The following is a 16,771-nucleotide window of genomic DNA, read 5'->3' on the forward strand; positions in this document are numbered from 1 at the left end:
CCTTCACCTCATACTATCTCGAATTCGAGATTTATTCTAAAATTTTTTCTTACTGTAACTTTTTTAGTAGTTTTAATAATTGCTTTTGTTCCTCTATATTTAAATTATGAAACTTCTCTGCTTGGAACGTTTCTTGAGGTGGGACGATTTCCTCATATAAAGCTCTTCCCTTTTCTGTTAAAGAAATATATTTCGTAGTACCCTCTTGTTCACGCAAAATCCACTCAAACTGCTCCATTTTATTTAAAAGCTGCGTTACATTTCCTTTCGTAACAAATAGCTTATTTCCAAGTTCTTGCTGCGTTAAACGATCATGTCCTCCAACTTGAGCTAACACATCAAACTGGGCGGCAGATACATTCCATTTTTTTAAGTGCTGATTCGTCTCACGAATACTCTTATTATAAAAACGTGACAAACGAAACCATAATAGTAGCCCTAGTCTATCTTCTGTTTTCATTTCATCACCTCGCTCGTTTCATATCATTAGTTTAGAACTAAACTTAATAAAAGTCAAATACTTATTTTTAATAAGTACCAGGAAAGCACAGCGCTATTTCTCCACTATGCTTTACATTAACTTTCTACTCTTATATTCATCCAATTTCCTCTCCGCGAACTTCCTCGCATCTTTTTCAATCCATCGCTCTTCGTACCGTTCACTTCCCACATACAATATATCTCTCTTATGCTGCATCGCATGGCGAAATTCATGCAGTAGCGTTTTGAGAACTTGCTCATACTCTTCCCACATACAAACGAAAATTAATTGTTTTTCTTTATGATAAAAACCACCTACTGGGAATAGAAACTCTTCTTCCTCTTCCCCTAATGATAGAAGCACATCGTTTGCATCACACGTATCACAAAAAATAACGGGCGTTTTACATACTTCAATAAGAGAAAATAAATCCTCTCTTAGCTTTTTGACATCCCAAGGAAGCTCCGAATCCAACACATACCAATTCTCTACCTGTTGATATACATTTTGAAACTGGAGTTCCATTTCTCTTTTTTCCCCTTTCCAAGCACCCTTTTTCTATATGTATGCCACAATATGGTAAATATTAAACGTATTCTCTCACCCTAAAAAAATGACAATAAAAAGAACCTATATCAGCATAGGTTCTTCTAAATTTTAAATTTTTGTAGCTTTCGTATCCCACTTAAAGATTTTATTTAAGAATTTATATACATTCTTCGACTCTTTTGTCAGAAGTGGGCCTAAAATGGATAGTATAAGCACGTATAGTGCTGAGAATGGTTTCAGTACTGACATTAAGCCACCGGCGATACCGATATTAGCCATAATGATGGAGAACTCTCCTCTTGAAACGATTGTTAATCCGATATTTGTTGATGCTTTATGAGATAATCCAGCTTGTCTTCCCGCGATCATTCCTGCTACAAAGTTACCGATTATCGTAAGAAGGACAGCGCCTAACGTTAACCATATCGCTCCGCCTAATGAGAATGGATCAATACTTAACCCGAAGCTGAAGAAGAAAATAGCTCCGAAAAAGTCTCTAAATGGAACAACAAGATGTTCAATTCGGTCACTATGCTCTGTCTCAGAGAAAACTAATCCTAGAAGAAGTGCTCCAATTGCTTCTGCAACGTGAATTGTTTCTGAAAAACCAGCAATGAAGAATAAAGAAGCAAATACTACAATAATAAAGATTTCATCTGAGCTAATATTGAGCAATTTATTTAATAACGGCGTAGCCTTTCTAGCTACTATAAAGAATAGAAGCATATATCCTAAAGCAATTCCAATTGAAGTAAGGGCACCTAAGAAGGAAGCGTGATCCCCTAGTACTAAACCAGAAACAACTGATAAATATACAGCAAGGAATATATCTTCAAACATAATAATTCCTAAAATTAATTCGGTTTCATTATTACCAGTTCTTCTTAAGTCCACTAACACTTTAGCAACGATAGCGCTAGAAGAAATCGTAATAATACCCGCAATAATTAAGATTTCTAGTAATGGGAATCCCATTATAAATCCGTATAACAAACCAAGTGAAAAGTTAATTAAAATATAAATCGTTCCGCCAATTGCAATAGAGCGTCCAGATTTAATTAGTTTTTTCATTGAAAATTCTAATCCTAGATAGAATAGAAGGAATAGAACCCCAATCCGTCCAAGGAAGGAAATTACACTTGCACTTTCAATAAATTTGAAATCGATAACACCTATTGTCGGTGCATGCGGTCCTACTAACATTCCAAGAACGATTAGAAAAGGAATTACTGAGAATTTAAATTTCCCAGCAATTACTGCTGCAACTGCCACTAAAACTAAAGCTGTACCAACTTCAAAAATTAACGTATCCATCTAATCAGTCCCCCTATTTGAAAGTAATTCATTAATAATTTTTTTAATTTCTTCTCTCTCACCTGAAACTACAAGCATATCTCCTTCTTCAATTACTGTTTCTGGTCCTGGATTAAATAGCTTCTTCATGTTCTTCTTCATAACTGCGATTATCGTTACGCTATATGTCTTTCTTATTTCAAGATCACCAATTGTTTTTCCGATTGCTGGAGCTGTATTCTCCACTTTGAACCACTCAATCGCTAACCCTTCAAAAACCATCTCAACATTTTCTAACGCCCTAGGCTTATATACCATTCCACCTAATATTGCCGCGATTTGTCTTGCCTCTGAGTCACGCAGTGAAATACTTGAGATACTTTCTTCATGGTCTGAGTCAAAATGATACATTTCTCTACGCCCGTCATCATGAATGACAATTACCATCTTTTCGTTACCTTTCGTAACGATTTGAAACTTATAACCAATACCCGGAAGTTCACTTTCTCTAATATTCATTTTTAGCTCCTCCATAACTTATTTATTTTAATTTTCTGTTTTTCTGTCTTTTATTCATCCAATCAGCTTTAGAAATTCTAACCACTCAGGATATTTGTGATTTGGAAATCTTTTATTGTAATAATAAGTGGACCCTAAAAAGATACTTAAAGATGTAATGATAAAAAATATATTACTTCTCATTTTCAAACTCTCAAGGCTTACTTTCAATAAAGAATCTTCTTTCAAATTATCCCCACCTTCTCGCTTTAAATTTAGTTTTTTAAAATGTAAATAATTCTAAAAATATTATTATGTAACATAATCATAACACAAAAATGATTTAAGTAACATGATTTTTTAGAAAAATTGATTCTCGTATATTTTTTGCATATAATTTTCTTATTACGAAAAAAAGGAAGTGTATTATATGGTTGATATCTTTAGCAGATTCCTTGAGGTAACGAATAATATTTTATGGTCATATATTCTTATTGCAATGCTAATCGGCTTCGGTCTTTACTTCTCTTTTAAATTAAAATTTGTCCAAATTACTCATTTCAGTGAAATGGTCAGCTTAATTAGTAAAGGGTTTAATCGAAAGGAAAAAAAGAAAGATAGCATCTCCCCATTCCAAGCATTTTGCTTAAGTGCAGCAGCACGTATCGGTATCGGAAACTTAGCCGGTGTAGCATTAGCAATTTCAATGGGTGGACCTGGCGCAATATTTTGGATGTGGTTTATCGCAATTATCGGAGCAGCTACTAGTTTCGTAGAATGTACGCTCGCTCAAATTTATAAAGTAAAAGATGGTAGCAGGTTCCGTGGTGGGCCGGCATATTACATGGAAAAAGGATTAAACAAACGTTGGATGGGTGTTTGGTTCTCACTTCTTATTACAGTTGCGTACGGATTAATTTTCAATTCAGTACAAGCGAATACAGTAACAATAGCGTTTGAAAATGCTTTTGGACTAGAGCGAACGATCGTAGGAGCTCTATTAGCCTTATTAGTTGCAGTCATTATTTTTGGTGGTATTAAGAGCATTTCACGTATTACAGAAATGATTGTTCCGCCAATGGCAATCGTTTATATTGGCGTGGCTATTTTTGTCGTTATTAACAACTTCAGTATGTTACCAAGCATTTTTATGGAAATCTTTAACGGTGCATTCGGTTTAGACCAAGCCATCGCTGGTGGTATTGGAGCAGCAATCAAGTTCGGAATTCAGCGCGGTTTATTCGCGACAGAAGCAGGAATGGGTAGTTCTCCTAATGCAGCCGCAACATCTGATGTATCTCACCCTGTAAAACAAGGACTTGTTCAAGCGTTAGGCGTTTTCGTAGATACATTCTTAGTATGTACATCAACAGCATTTATCGTATTATGTTCTGGACTTTACAAAGGATCAAATTTAGAAGGTATCGAATTAACACAAAACGCATTAAGTTCACAAATTGGACCGTGGGCAAGCACTTTCTTAGCGATTATTATTTTCCTATTCGCTTTCAGTTCACTTCTAGGAAACTACTATTACGGTGAAACAAATATTGCATTCATTAAAGAAAGCAAAACATGGTTAATGATTTATCGTGTTGCAGTTGTTGGAATGGTATTCTTCGGATCAATTGCTGCTCTTAAAACAGTTTGGAGTTTAGCTGATTTATTCATGGGACTAATGGTATTCACAAACTTAATTGCCATCTCATTCCTTAGCAAATTTGCTTACGCTGCATTAGTAGACTATTTGAAGCAAAAGAAGCAAGGAAAAGATCCTGTCTTCGTTGCAAACTCTATCCCTGGCTTAAAGAATACAGAGTGCTGGGATGGACAGGATGTAGAAGAAAAACAAAAGGCTGTTTAACAAATAAAAGCGGAAGCGGCTCGTTTAGAACAAGAGCTATATATTAAACAAAATCCCTATTACTCCACAGTAATAGGGATTTTTATTTACAACAGTTCATAATTTGTTCAATTTAATTCCAGCAAAAGGGTTGATTTATAGAGATTACTAGATTATAATAATTATAAATTAGTAATTGATATCACATAACAACTCAAAAGGAGATTGATCATAATGAACAAACAAGTAATCGAAGTATTAAACAAACAAGTAGCAGACTGGAGCGTTTTATTCACAAAACTTCACAACTTCCATTGGTACGTAAAAGGACCTCAATTCTTCACATTACACGAGAAATTCGAAGAACTTTACACAGAATCAGCTACTCATATCGATGAAATTGCAGAACGTATTTTAGCAATTGGCGGCAAACCAGTAGCAACAATGAAAGAATACTTAGAACTATCTTCTATTCAAGAAGCAGCATACGGAGAAACTGCAGAAGGGATGGTCGAAGCAATCATGAAAGACTACGAAATGATGCTAGTCAAACTGAAAAAAGGCATGGAAATCGCTCAAGACTCTGATGATGAAATGACATCTGACCTACTACTAGGCATCTACACAGAACTAGAAAAACACGCTTGGATGCTACGTGCGTTCTTGAATCAATAATAATTAAAAGCGGAAGCGGCTTGCTCAGAATCGCAGGGCATTGGAGCTCTCGACCTTGAAGCGCTTTTTGCTTCGAGCGAGAGAGCGAAATGACCGGAGATTCTAGCCGCTGGAGCTGGATATCATCTAAAAGCGGAGGTAGCTTGCTCAGAATGTGAGGGGGATGGAGCTTTTGACGTAGAGGCGCTCTTTGCCTCGCAGGAAAAAGCGAAGCCACCGAACATTCTAGCTACCGGAGCTGGATATTACTTTAAAGCAGAAGCGGCTCGCTTAGAACAGGAGGGTGTTGGAACTCCTGATTACGAGGCGCTTTTTGCCTCGAATGAAGGAGTGAAACAACCGACTGTTCTAGCCGCTGGAGCTGGATATCATTAAAAGCGGAAGCGGCTCGCTCAGAGTCGCTTTTTTCTGTAATGGTTGCACTTAACGGTACACGAAATTATATCAACGATTTTTCAAATATATCGATCATTACTCGAAATATATCAACGATTTTTTCATTATATCAATCATTACCCGCAATATATCAACGATTCAACAAAGGATATCAATTTGCCGACAAATCACGACAATATTAATACACCCCTCTCCCCTACTTTTATCAATATATTACAATCTCATCTATGTTAAAATATAGGAAACACCCTTTAGTATCATAGACCCAAAAAGCTTTTCCAAATTCATCATTTACTACTTAAATGACGGGAGTGGTTCAGTTGAAAGACTACTTAATTAGAGCATTTTTTGCGTTAATAACAGTTGGGATTCTCTTACTTATAGCTAATATTTTCAATATACATGTCGAGGTTAAGGACTATGCTTTCCTCGTTGTCGTAGCAATTGGTGGCGGCTGGGGTGGCTGGTACCTGTATAAAAAACAAAGCAATCACAATGATAAAGGCATTCCAAAGTAATATGGAATGCCTCTTTTATTGCCTTCTGTAATAAATAATGAAATTCAGGCCACTAATACAACCAATCGCAATAAACATACAAAACGATTGTGGATCTCCAGCCAAATTATACTCATCAACAATAAAGCCAATCATAAAGAGTGTTATCGCCGAAACACCGATACACAATATCGAAATAAACCAAAGCGAAAATTCATTAATTAGCTCTTTCTTCTGCGTTGAAACGATTAGCATAACAAGAATAGACGCTGCTAAAATACTTTTAAAAACAGGACGTAAATACACAAACTCCTCCATCAATTTCTCCTTTTCCAAAAAACATCATATCTCAACATTAACATATTTAACCAATTTAAAAACACATGCCATCTTAAATTAAAACGACATGTGTTTCCGTATTTGCTATGATAGTTGCTTCCACTTCGTTCCCAAAACAGGACGCTCGTAATTTTGTATCTTATGAATGAGTGCATCTGCCGTCTCAGCGGCAACTATTAACTCTTTATTCGATGGATTCATGAATCCTTCTTCAGCTGCACGTTCAACCATTTGCAAAATTGGTCCGTAAAAACCTTTTATGTTTAATAAACCAACCGGCTTATTATGTATACCAATTTGTGACCAACATACAACTTCAAATAATTCTTCAAACGTTCCGTATCCGCCTGGCAGCGCAATAAAAGCATCCGCAAGCTCTGCCATTTTTGCTTTACGTTCGTGCATTGTTTCTACTTCAATTAATTCTGTTAATCCTGTATGTACAATTTCTCCTCGAAATAGACCGCGCGGCATAACTCCTGTTACACGTCCACCTAAGCGAAGAACTTCGTTTGCTACTTCTCCCATTAATCCAACGCAAGAACCACCGTATACAAGCTCATAATCATTCTCAACAAACATTTTACCTAATTCAATTGCCTGTTCTTTAAATTCTGGTCTCTCCCCTAAATTTGAACCTGCAAACACACAAATCTTTCTCATTCTTACACCCCGAAACTATATATTGTTATGATACAATGAACATTGTACAACATATTGAGGGGATGAGAAAGAAATGGATATCGTTGCATTTCAAAGATGGGTTGAGGAATTTTACGAAAAACGAAGCTGGTCACAGTATAATGCTTTTATTCGGTTAAATTTCTTAACAGAGGAAGTTGGAGAAGTTTCACGCGTTGTTCGCGCAATCGAAATCGGTCGTGATCGTCCTGATGAAGACGCGAAAACAGAAGAAGAGCTAAAACAAGAACTAAAAGAAGAACTTGGTGATGTACTATCTAACTTTATTATTCTTTCGCAAAAATATGATTTAGACTTACAAGACATTATGGACGCACACGTCACAAAGCTTTCGAAAAGGTTCGAGACATCCAAATGAGAATATTATCAATTATGGTATAATATTCTTGTCACAATACTAAGGGGGATTTTATGTTATCAAAAAAATTGCACGACGCATTAAATGAACAAATGAACTTTGAATTTTACTCTGCCCATGCTTATATGGCAATGGCTGCTTACTGTACAGCGGAGAGCTATGATGGATTCGCTAACTTTTTCCTTGTACAAGCTGAAGAAGAACGTTTCCACGCAATGAAACTTTACAACTATATTAATGACCGCGGAGAGCGTGCTATTATTACTGGATTTGATAATCCAAATAACGAATACGAATCTGTATTAAACGCTTTTGAAATTGCACTTGAACACGAGCGTGAAGTAACGAAGCGTATTTATAACTTATCTGATATTGCTTGGGACGAGCGTGAACATGCAACAATTACATTCTTAAAATGGTTCGTTGACGAACAAGTGGAAGAAGAAGCTTCATTCGATAGCATCATTCAAAAATTAAAACGTATTACAAGCGATTCAAACGCACTGTTTATGCTAGATGCTGAATTAGAGAAACGTACATTTACGCCTCCAGCTGAATAATATTTCAATCACCTTAATACATGTATTAAGGTGATTTTTTTGTTTGCTCTCTATCTTAAAATCACCTTAAATTTCCTCATATTTGACATAGTGCCAGCTATAAAATGGTATTATTTTCAATATAAAAACGAATATACGAGGAGAGGAAAAATGAATCAACGTGTAGAAGCTGTTGATGCAATTCGTGGTTTCGCTTTGTTTGGCATTTTACTAGTCAATATGACATTAATTCAATTCGGGTTCTTCACCAGTGAAAAACCAACTTATCTATTCGGCGATCTTGATAAAGGCGCTAATTGGTTTATTCAATTTTTCGGTACACATAATTTTATCTCCCTATTCTCTTTTTTATTTGGCCTTAGCATTATTTTGCTGCAAAAAAGTATTATTGCAAAAGGAAAAAAATTCTTCCCCACATACATAAGACGTATTGTCATTCTTTTACTACTAGGCTATATTCACGGCACTTTTGTTTGGGAGGGAGATATTTTATTTGCATACGGAATAATCGGGATTTTCTTAATGATGTTCATCAATCGAAAACCGAAAACTTTGCTCATTTGGGCGATTATTCTACTCGCACTTATTGCACTTATGTCTTATCAAACTGATCCATCTACAAATATAAATGATTTCGCACCCTATACTGAAAAAGAACATAAAGTCCATCAAACTGGAAGCTATATGGATCACGTCAACTTTAGATTGACTGAAAATCCTTTTGATTACATGGGAATTAACGGTGCATTCGGATTATTTTTCATATCAGTTTTCGCAATAATTCTTATGTCTCCACTGTTCCTACTCGGAATGTATGTAGGGAAAAAAGGCTGGCTATTTGAGGTCAGTAAACATATACCTGCTATCAAAAAAATATGGTTTGCCACCGGTCTCTTCTCTTTTACAATTAAAATCTTAGCTATGTTCGTAAAACACCCGCTTTTAATTATGTTACAAGATGGCCTTACACCAGTAACTATGACCTTCTTTTACGGAAGCACGGTTATTTTATTATTCCATTATAAAAAAGCGACTTGTCTACTAACATACATGGCGAACATGGGGAAAATGTCCGTTAGTAATTACTTAGCGCAATCTATTATCGCAACAACCATTTTTTACGCATATGGATTTGGCTTATACGGGAAAATTGGCTATTTCTTCGGTATTCTTTTAACCATCGGAATTTATACTATTCAATTATTCGTTAGCACCTATTGGCTCCAGAAATACCGGATGGGGCCAGTGGAATATGTGTGGAGACTGGGAACTTATTTAGAGAAACCACGTTTTAAAAGAGACTTGGATAAAGCAAGTTAAACAAAAAAAGCAATGAGCCCACGCTCATTGCTTTTCTTAATTTATTAAAGCATAACCCCAACGATAATCGCTGATAATATACTTACTAACGTTGCACCGTATACAAGTTTTAAACCGAATGATGATACAACGTTTGCTTGTTTGCCATCGATACTCTTCGTTGCACCTGCGATAATTCCGATAGATGAGAAGTTCGCAAATGATACAAGGAAGATAGATAAAATACCTACTGTACGAGCTGATAAATCACCAGCTACTTTTCCAAGGTCAAGCATTGCAACGAATTCGTTCGTTACTAATTTTGTTGCCATAATTTGTCCTGCTTGTAGCATCTCTGATGTTGGAATACCCATTACGAATGCTAATGGTGAGAAGATGTATCCTAAAATGCTTTGGAATGTGATTCCGAAAATTGAATCGAATACACCGTTAATTGCTGTAATTAATGCTACGAAACCGATTAACATCGCCGCTACTGTTACAGCGATTGAGAAACCAAGCATAATATATTCGCCTAACATTTCAAAGAATGTTTGTTTCTTGTCTTCTTGTAATTCTAAAATATCGTCTTCTTCTTTTACTTCATATGGATTAATGATATGAACGATAATGAATCCACTGAATAAGTTTAATACAAGTGCTGTTACTACATATTTTGGATCAATCATTTTCATATAAGAACCGACGATTGACATCGATACTGTAGACATTGAAGATGCACAAAGTGTGTATAAACGATTTTTCGGTAATTTGCTTAGTTGATCTTTTACTGTAATGAATACTTCCCCTTGACCAACGATTGCAGCTGCTACCGCATTATATGATTCTAGTTTTCCTAAACCGTTAACTTTACTTAATAGGAAACCGACTGCACGAATGATAATCGGTAAAACTTTAATATGTTGCAGAATCCCGATTAATACTGCTAAGAAAATAATCGGTAATAATACTGTTAAGAAGAATGGTGCTTGTCCATCGTTTGCTAGACCACCAAATACGAAATTAACCCCAGCTTCCGCAAATTTTAAAATAGCGCCAAATCCATCTGCGATCCCTTTTACTAATACAAATCCGACCTTTGTATTTAGTAAGAAATACGCAAGTACCAATTGAATGACAAGCATAAGTGCAATTGGTTTATATTTAATTTTCTTACGATCTGAACTGATAAGGAAACCTAGTACAAATACTACAAGTAAACCGACTAGAAACATTACTATTTTCATATGTGAATCCTCCACTTCTCCCACGAGTTATTGGTCGTATAACGTATAACGAATGACGTCTGACCATTGATGTTAAAAAAATTTAAAACCCCTAAATACTATTCAACTGTCATCTAAAATCAGTAAGCGTTTACATAAATTGCAATTTATAAAAGGTAGCCTCTTCTCTCCTACCATATTTGAAAGTCTGAAATTGATACCACCTACAAATCAAATTGTAAGCGTTATCTAGACGAAATGCAATATAAATTTTAAAAGATTTTTATATGTTAATATATTCCTAATTAATTGGTTTTTTCATGCAATTTTACCATAAAAATAGCCCTAGCTATGAGCTAGGACCATCCTTTTTTACCCCGATTGGTGAGGGCTAATAATCAGCGGGGGATAAAGCCACCCACTGATTAAAGTTTCACTTTATAACATAACACCAACGATAATCGCTGATAGAATACTTACTAATGTCGCACCATACACAAGGCGTAGACCAAATGATGATACAACATTTGATTGATTTTCATCGATACCTTTCGTTGCACCTGCGATAATTCCGATAGATGAGAAGTTCGCAAATGATACAAGGAATACAGAAAGAATACCAACTGTACGAGCCGATAAATCACCAGCTACTTTTCCAAGATCAAGCATCGCAACAAACTCATTTGATACTAATTTTGTTGCCATAATTTGTCCCGCTGTTACCATCTCAGCTTGTGGGATACCCATTACGAATGCTAATGGTGAGAAAATATATCCTAAAATAGCTTGGAATGTAATACCGAACACGGAATCAAACAAGCTATTAATTGCTGTAATTAATGCTACGAAACCAAGTAACATAGCTGCTACTGTAATCGCAATCGTGAAACCAAGCATAATGTACTCGCTCAGCATTTCAAAGAATGATTGTTTTTTCTTATTTTCTAATTTCAGTGTATCTTCTTCTTCTGTAATATCGTACGGGTTAATAATATGAATGATAATGAAACCACTAAATAAATTTAATACAAGTGCTGTTACTACATATTTCGGTTCGATCATTTTCATATAAGAACCAACGATTGACATCGACACCGTCGACATAGAAGATGCACATAATGTATATAAACGATGTTTTGGGATTTTACTTAATTGATCTTTTACTGTAATAAATACTTCCGCTTGTCCAACAATGGCAGCTGCTACTGCGTTATATGATTCTAGTTTTCCTAGACCATTTACTTTACTTAACAACGTACCAATAGCACGAATAAATACAGGTAAAATTTTAAAGTGTTGCAGAATTCCGATTAAAACGGCAAAGAATACGATTGGTAATAGCGCTGTTAAGAAGAATGAAACCTCTCCTTTATTAACAAGACCACCAAATACGAAAACGATTCCAGCTTCCGCATATCCAAGAAGTGCCCCAAATCCATCTGAAATTCCTTTTACTAAAATATAACCGACTTGCGTATTTAATAAGAAATAAGATAATGCTAGCTGAATAATAAGCATAATTGCGATTGGTTTATACTTAATCTTCTTTCGATCGGCACTTATAAGAAAACCGAGTACAAATACAACAAGTAATCCTACAAGGAACATAACAAACTTCATTAATAAAATCCTCCATTTAACTCTTCATTAACGTTGAACGTCTGACCACTCAAAACAAGAAATAATCCGAACTTTCTATTTCTCCTCCAAAACCTTCAATCGAATAGGAAAAATCATAAAACCTCTTGTTTCAAAGGCATTTATCATTCTAACACAAATCACATCTCATATCCGCACTTTTCTTAAAAAATTACATTTTATTATAAAACACTCATTAATGTTCGTCTTTTACTCCCAACAAATATATGGATAAAACAAAAAATGAGCATCAAGTTTCACTTGATGCTCACCTCATTATACTGCTTTTTCTTTATCAGCTACTTGCTCTTCCCAGCACTCTGTATTTTCCAGGCCTGGAATTGAATTCGCATAAAAGACTGGATCTTTTCCTTGTTTCTTTTGCTTTACGTAATCTGATAATGCTGCAAAGGCATACTTAGAAAGGAATACGATTGCCACTAAGTTAATAACAGCCATAATACCCATGAATAAATCTGCTACATCCCAAACGATTTGAATTGTCGCTACAGATCCTAGCATAACCATACCAAGTACAGCAATGCGGTATGCATTTAATAACACTTTACTTCCATTTAAGAACTCAATATTCGTTTCACCATAGTAGTAGTTACCTACTAATGAACTAAATGCAAACAAGAAGATCGCAACTGCTACAAATATAGAAGCCCATGGACCGATATGTTGACTTAACGCCTGCTGCGTTAATTGAATTCCATTTAAATCAGCTGCATTATGCACATCTGATAAAAGAATAATAAATGCTGTACAACTACAAATTAATAATGTATCAGTAAATACCCCTAAAGTTTGAATGAAACCTTGTTTAACTGGGTGCGTTACGTTTGCAGTCGCTGCTGCGTTCGGCGCACTACCCATACCTGCTTCATTTGAGAATAACCCACGTTTTACCCCTAATAAAATCGCAGCTCCTAATCCTCCGCCTACTACTTCTTTAATTCCGAAAGCATGTAAGAAAATTTCTTTAAATACATATGGAATTGCCGTAATGTTTGTTACAACAACGAATAATGCCACTGCTACATAAATAATTGCCATTACTGGAACAATCATTTCAACCGCGCGAGCAATTCGTTTTACTCCGCCAAAAATAATAACTGCAAGTAAACCAGCCATTACAAGACCTACTAATCTACTATCTGTTTTGAATGCTCCATCAAAAGCAGCTGCTACAGTATTAGATTGCACAGCGTTAAAAATCAATCCGAAACTTACTGTTATTAATACAGAGAAAATAGCTCCAAGCCAGCGTTTATTTAAACCCTTTTCCATATAATACGCTGGACCACCACGGAACGTATTCCCATCTTTCACTTTATAAATTTGCGCTAATGTGCTCTCTACAAATGCAGAAGCACCCCCAATTACCGCGATTAACCACATCCAAAATACTGCTCCTGGACCACCTGCTGAGATTGCAATAGCTACACCAGCTAAGTTACCAGTACCTACACGAGAAGCTGTACTCATACAAAATGCTTGAAATGATGATACGCCGCTCTTCTCTTTTTGCGCTTTTCTCGTTTTCGAGCTTGCTCCATCCCCAAGCAAACGAATCATTTCACCGAAGTAACGAACTTGGACAAATTTCACACGAAATGAAAAATAGAGCCCTAACCCAATTAACATCGCAATAATGACATATGACCAAAGGATATTATTTACATCCCCAATTACCTTAGCTAAAAAATCCATATTTGCATTGCCCCCTCTTCCTAACAATAAGAAAATTATATTCTAAAAACTTTAAGTAATCAAGAACTTTATGTAAGGTTTTATGACACGAGCATGTCAAATATCTTAACGTATATGTTTTTTTACATAAAAATATAGCCATCACATGCATTTATCCAATACTCAATCACTTATCCTCTTCGACCAGTCATACTTTTAAAATAGTACGTTCCCCACAAATAACGAGAGGAACAAACAAAAAAAGTTATATTAATAATTACCTCTCACCCTTTTCATCATTTACTACAACAAAAAGGCGAGCATCGAATTCATCTCGATGCTCGCCTTTTCATTATACTGCTTTTTCTTTATCCATTACTGCTGACTTATCCCAACACTCTGTATTTGTTAAGCCAGGAATAGAATCTGCACTGAAGACTGGATCTTTTCCTTGTTTCTTTTGTCTTACATAGTCTGCCAATGCAGCATACGCAAATCGTCCAAGAAGTGTAATCGCAATTAAGTTTGTGATTACCATTAGTCCCATAAATAGATCCGCCATATTCCATACAACTTGAAGCGTCGCAACAGAACCGAATAATACCATTCCTACTACCGCAATACGGTAAATCGTTAACCACGTTTTACTTTGTTTAATGAATTCAATATTCGTTTCACCATAATAGTAGTTTCCTAAAAGAGAACTAAATGCAAATAAGAAAATAATAATCGCTAAGAAGCTACTTGCCCATGGACCGATTTGTGAACTTAATGCATTTTGCGTTAACTCAATACCTTCTAAATTTGTTGCTTTATATGCACCAGAACATAGTACGATAAATGCTGTTGATGTACATACTAAGAATGTATCTACTAATACGCCAATTGTTTGAATAAAACCTTGTTTTGCTGGATGCGTTACATCAGCCGTCGCTGCCGCGTTTGGCGCACTACCCATACCTGCTTCGTTCGCAAATAATCCGCGCTGAATACCGTATTTCATCGCAGCGCCGATACCGCCACCTACAGCTGAATCTAAACCGAATGCACCTTTAAAGATTTCCGTAAACACATCTGGTATTAAATAGAAGTTTTTAATAACAACAAAAATAGCTACCGCAATATAAATAAGCGCCATTGGCGGAACAATCATTTCCGACATACGTGCAATACTTTTTACACCACCAAAAATAATAACCGCAACTAATGCAGCTAATACAATACCAACAATATAACGCTCTAAACCAAATGCATTTTCAAATGCTAATGTTACTGTATTCGCTTGTACTGAGTTAAAAATTAAACCGTAACTAATTGTAATAAGGATAGAGAACCAAATTCCCATCCAACGTTTATTTAAACCTTTTTCCATATAATAAGCAGGACCACCACGGAAGCCACTGCCATCTTTTATTTTATAAATTTGGGCCAGCGTACTTTCTACAAAACTTGAAGAAGCCCCGATAATCGCAATAACCCACATCCAAAATACCGCGCCAGGTCCTCCCATAGATATAGCTAACGCTACACCAGCTAAGTTACCGATACCAATACGAGCTGCTGAACTCATACAAAACGCTTGGAAAGAAGATACACTACCTTTTTTACGCGTCTTTCCAGTTAATCCATCACTCATTAGTCGAACCATTTCCCCTAAATGAGTAATTTGTACGAATTTCAATTTAATAGAAAAATAAAGACCTAAACCAATTAACATCGCAATAAGAATATATGACCAAAGAATTGTATTCGTTGATGAAACAAATTGCTCTAAAATATTCATACAATTAACCCCTCCTTTTCTCCATAAAACGAATTATATTTAAAAAACATTCAAAAATCAACATTTTTCGACAATTTGCAATTTCCAAATATTAGCCAGGCTCGCAGTAACAATATCTTTATGACTGCCCTCCCTCTAACTGTGCATACTAAAACAAAAAATAAATTCACAAACAACCCCATTGACAAAAACACCAACCTGTAACTATAATGATTACAACAGGTTGTAACAAACCTAATTACAATACATTCATTCACTTTCAGATATACACTTTAACAAAACACTTTGGAGGGATTTATTATGAAAATCGGAATTATCGGAGCAACTGGTAAAGCAGGAAGTCGTATTTTAAAAGAAGCATTAGATCGCGGACATGAAGTAACTGCAATCGTAAGAAACGCTGCAAAAATTACAGAAGAAAACGTAAAAGTGTTAGAAAAAGACGTATTTTCTCTTACATCTAACGACCTACAAGCATTCGATGTAGTTGTAAATGCATTCGGTGCTCCAGCAGGACAAGAACACCTTCACGTAGATGCAGGAAACGTACTAATTGAAGCGATGAAAGGTGCACCTAACACAAAATTACTTGTAGTTGGCGGCGCTGGAAGCTTATTTGTAGACGAAAAGAAAACAACACGTGTATTTGAGACACCAGGTTTCCCAGGCGAATACCTTGCAACAGCTCAAAACCAAGGCAAAAACTTAGAAATCTTACAACAAACAAATGATATCACTTGGACATTCATCAGCCCTTCTGCACTATTCGCATTAGGAAAACGCACTGGTTCTTACAAAGCTGGTAAAGACAACCTTCTTGTTAACGCAAAAGGTGATAGCTACGTAAGTTACGAAGATTTCGCAGTAGCAGCACTTGATGAAATCGAAAATCCAAAACATGTAAACGAACGCTTCACAGTAGTTTCTGAAGCTGAATAA

The 16,771-nt window shown here is 35.8% G+C and carries 17 protein-coding genes; 7 read left to right on the plus strand and 10 right to left on the minus strand.

The annotated features are described in order from the left end of the window. Positions 1 to 49: 49 nt before the first annotated feature. From AXW78_RS24325 to AXW78_RS24340, 4 genes are all read right to left on the minus strand, one after another. Positions 50 to 460 (minus strand): MarR family winged helix-turn-helix transcriptional regulator, encoded by a 411-nt coding sequence (locus AXW78_RS24325; protein ID WP_061884731.1) that lies wholly within the window; start codon positions 458 to 460, stop codon positions 50 to 52. 111 nt (positions 461 to 571) lie between these two features. Further along, on the minus strand, positions 572 to 1,006 hold the full coding sequence (locus AXW78_RS24330) for a DUF3920 family protein (RefSeq protein WP_000422801.1): 435 nt from the start codon (positions 1,004 to 1,006) through the stop codon (positions 572 to 574). A gap of 132 nt (positions 1,007 to 1,138) precedes the next feature. Further along, complete coding sequence (locus tag AXW78_RS24335; RefSeq protein ID WP_000380233.1) at positions 1,139 to 2,344, minus strand: cation:proton antiporter; 1,206 nt, start codon at positions 2,342 to 2,344, stop codon at positions 1,139 to 1,141. Beyond that, positions 2,345 to 2,842 (minus strand): cation:proton antiporter regulatory subunit, encoded by a 498-nt coding sequence (locus AXW78_RS24340; protein ID WP_001026076.1) that lies wholly within the window; start codon positions 2,840 to 2,842, stop codon positions 2,345 to 2,347. A 409-nt stretch (positions 2,843 to 3,251) separates the two neighbouring features. Here AXW78_RS24340 and AXW78_RS24345 point away from each other — a divergent pair, with 409 nt between their 5' ends. From AXW78_RS24345 to AXW78_RS24355, 3 genes are all read left to right on the plus strand, one after another. Beyond that, positions 3,252 to 4,685 (plus strand): alanine/glycine:cation symporter family protein, encoded by a 1,434-nt coding sequence (locus AXW78_RS24345; RefSeq protein WP_000227591.1) that lies wholly within the window; start codon positions 3,252 to 3,254, stop codon positions 4,683 to 4,685. A gap of 213 nt (positions 4,686 to 4,898) precedes the next feature. Continuing rightward, positions 4,899 to 5,339, plus strand: a complete 441-nt coding sequence (locus AXW78_RS24350; RefSeq protein WP_061884732.1) for a Dps family protein — start codon at positions 4,899 to 4,901, stop codon at positions 5,337 to 5,339. Positions 5,340 to 6,055: 716 nt separating this feature from the next. Next, the gene (locus tag AXW78_RS24355; RefSeq protein WP_061884733.1) at positions 6,056 to 6,253 is read left to right on the plus strand and encodes a hypothetical protein; all 198 of its coding nucleotides are present in this window, start codon (positions 6,056 to 6,058) and stop codon (positions 6,251 to 6,253) included. Positions 6,254 to 6,268: 15 nt separating this feature from the next. Here the strand turns inward: AXW78_RS24355 and AXW78_RS24360 are convergent, their stop codons facing one another. Further along, positions 6,269 to 6,550 (minus strand): hypothetical protein, encoded by a 282-nt coding sequence (locus tag AXW78_RS24360; protein WP_000390916.1) that lies wholly within the window; start codon positions 6,548 to 6,550, stop codon positions 6,269 to 6,271. Positions 6,551 to 6,655: 105 nt separating this feature from the next. Continuing rightward, entirely contained in the window at positions 6,656 to 7,219 is a 564-nt protein-coding gene (locus tag AXW78_RS24365) for an LOG family protein (protein ID WP_180986078.1), read from the minus strand. Between the two features lie 88 nt (positions 7,220 to 7,307). Between AXW78_RS24365 and AXW78_RS24370 the strand changes: the two genes are divergently transcribed. The 3 genes from AXW78_RS24370 to AXW78_RS24380 all read left to right on the plus strand — a co-directional run bounded on the left by AXW78_RS24370 (position 7,308) and on the right by AXW78_RS24380 (position 9,511). Further along, positions 7,308 to 7,631 carry a MazG nucleotide pyrophosphohydrolase domain-containing protein gene (locus AXW78_RS24370; RefSeq protein ID WP_000355742.1) on the plus strand — a complete coding sequence of 108 codons (324 nt, stop codon included), beginning with the start codon at positions 7,308 to 7,310 and terminating at the stop codon, positions 7,629 to 7,631. A 53-nt stretch (positions 7,632 to 7,684) separates the two neighbouring features. Then, the gene (locus tag AXW78_RS24375; protein ID WP_000949398.1) at positions 7,685 to 8,191 is read left to right on the plus strand and encodes a ferritin; all 507 of its coding nucleotides are present in this window, start codon (positions 7,685 to 7,687) and stop codon (positions 8,189 to 8,191) included. A 150-nt stretch (positions 8,192 to 8,341) separates the two neighbouring features. Further along, positions 8,342 to 9,511: a DUF418 domain-containing protein gene (locus AXW78_RS24380; protein WP_061884734.1), complete on the plus strand. Its 1,170-nt coding sequence runs from the start codon at positions 8,342 to 8,344 to the stop codon at positions 9,509 to 9,511. Between the two features lie 44 nt (positions 9,512 to 9,555). Here AXW78_RS24380 and AXW78_RS24385 read toward each other — a convergent pair whose 3' ends face one another. The 4 genes from AXW78_RS24385 to AXW78_RS24400 form a co-directional block, all read right to left on the minus strand. Then, a complete protein-coding gene (locus tag AXW78_RS24385) occupies positions 9,556 to 10,737 on the minus strand; it encodes a NupC/NupG family nucleoside CNT transporter (protein WP_000706848.1) in 1,182 nt (393 codons plus the stop codon). Positions 10,738 to 11,154: 417 nt separating this feature from the next. After that, positions 11,155 to 12,336 carry a NupC/NupG family nucleoside CNT transporter gene (locus AXW78_RS24390; RefSeq protein ID WP_000673843.1) on the minus strand — a complete coding sequence of 394 codons (1,182 nt, stop codon included), beginning with the start codon at positions 12,334 to 12,336 and terminating at the stop codon, positions 11,155 to 11,157. Between the two features lie 294 nt (positions 12,337 to 12,630). Then, positions 12,631 to 14,070, minus strand: a complete 1,440-nt coding sequence (locus tag AXW78_RS24395) for an alanine/glycine:cation symporter family protein (RefSeq protein ID WP_000346393.1) — start codon at positions 14,068 to 14,070, stop codon at positions 12,631 to 12,633. A gap of 331 nt (positions 14,071 to 14,401) precedes the next feature. After that, positions 14,402 to 15,832 (minus strand): alanine/glycine:cation symporter family protein, encoded by a 1,431-nt coding sequence (locus AXW78_RS24400; RefSeq protein ID WP_001022944.1) that lies wholly within the window; start codon positions 15,830 to 15,832, stop codon positions 14,402 to 14,404. Between the two features lie 300 nt (positions 15,833 to 16,132). Here AXW78_RS24400 and AXW78_RS24405 point away from each other — a divergent pair, with 300 nt between their 5' ends. Beyond that, the gene (locus tag AXW78_RS24405) at positions 16,133 to 16,771 is read left to right on the plus strand and encodes an NAD(P)-dependent oxidoreductase (protein ID WP_000689908.1); all 639 of its coding nucleotides are present in this window, start codon (positions 16,133 to 16,135) and stop codon (positions 16,769 to 16,771) included.

The organism is Bacillus thuringiensis (genome assembly GCF_001595725.1).
In the GTDB taxonomy this organism is placed as follows: domain Bacteria; phylum Bacillota; class Bacilli; order Bacillales; family Bacillaceae_G; genus Bacillus_A; species Bacillus_A thuringiensis_K.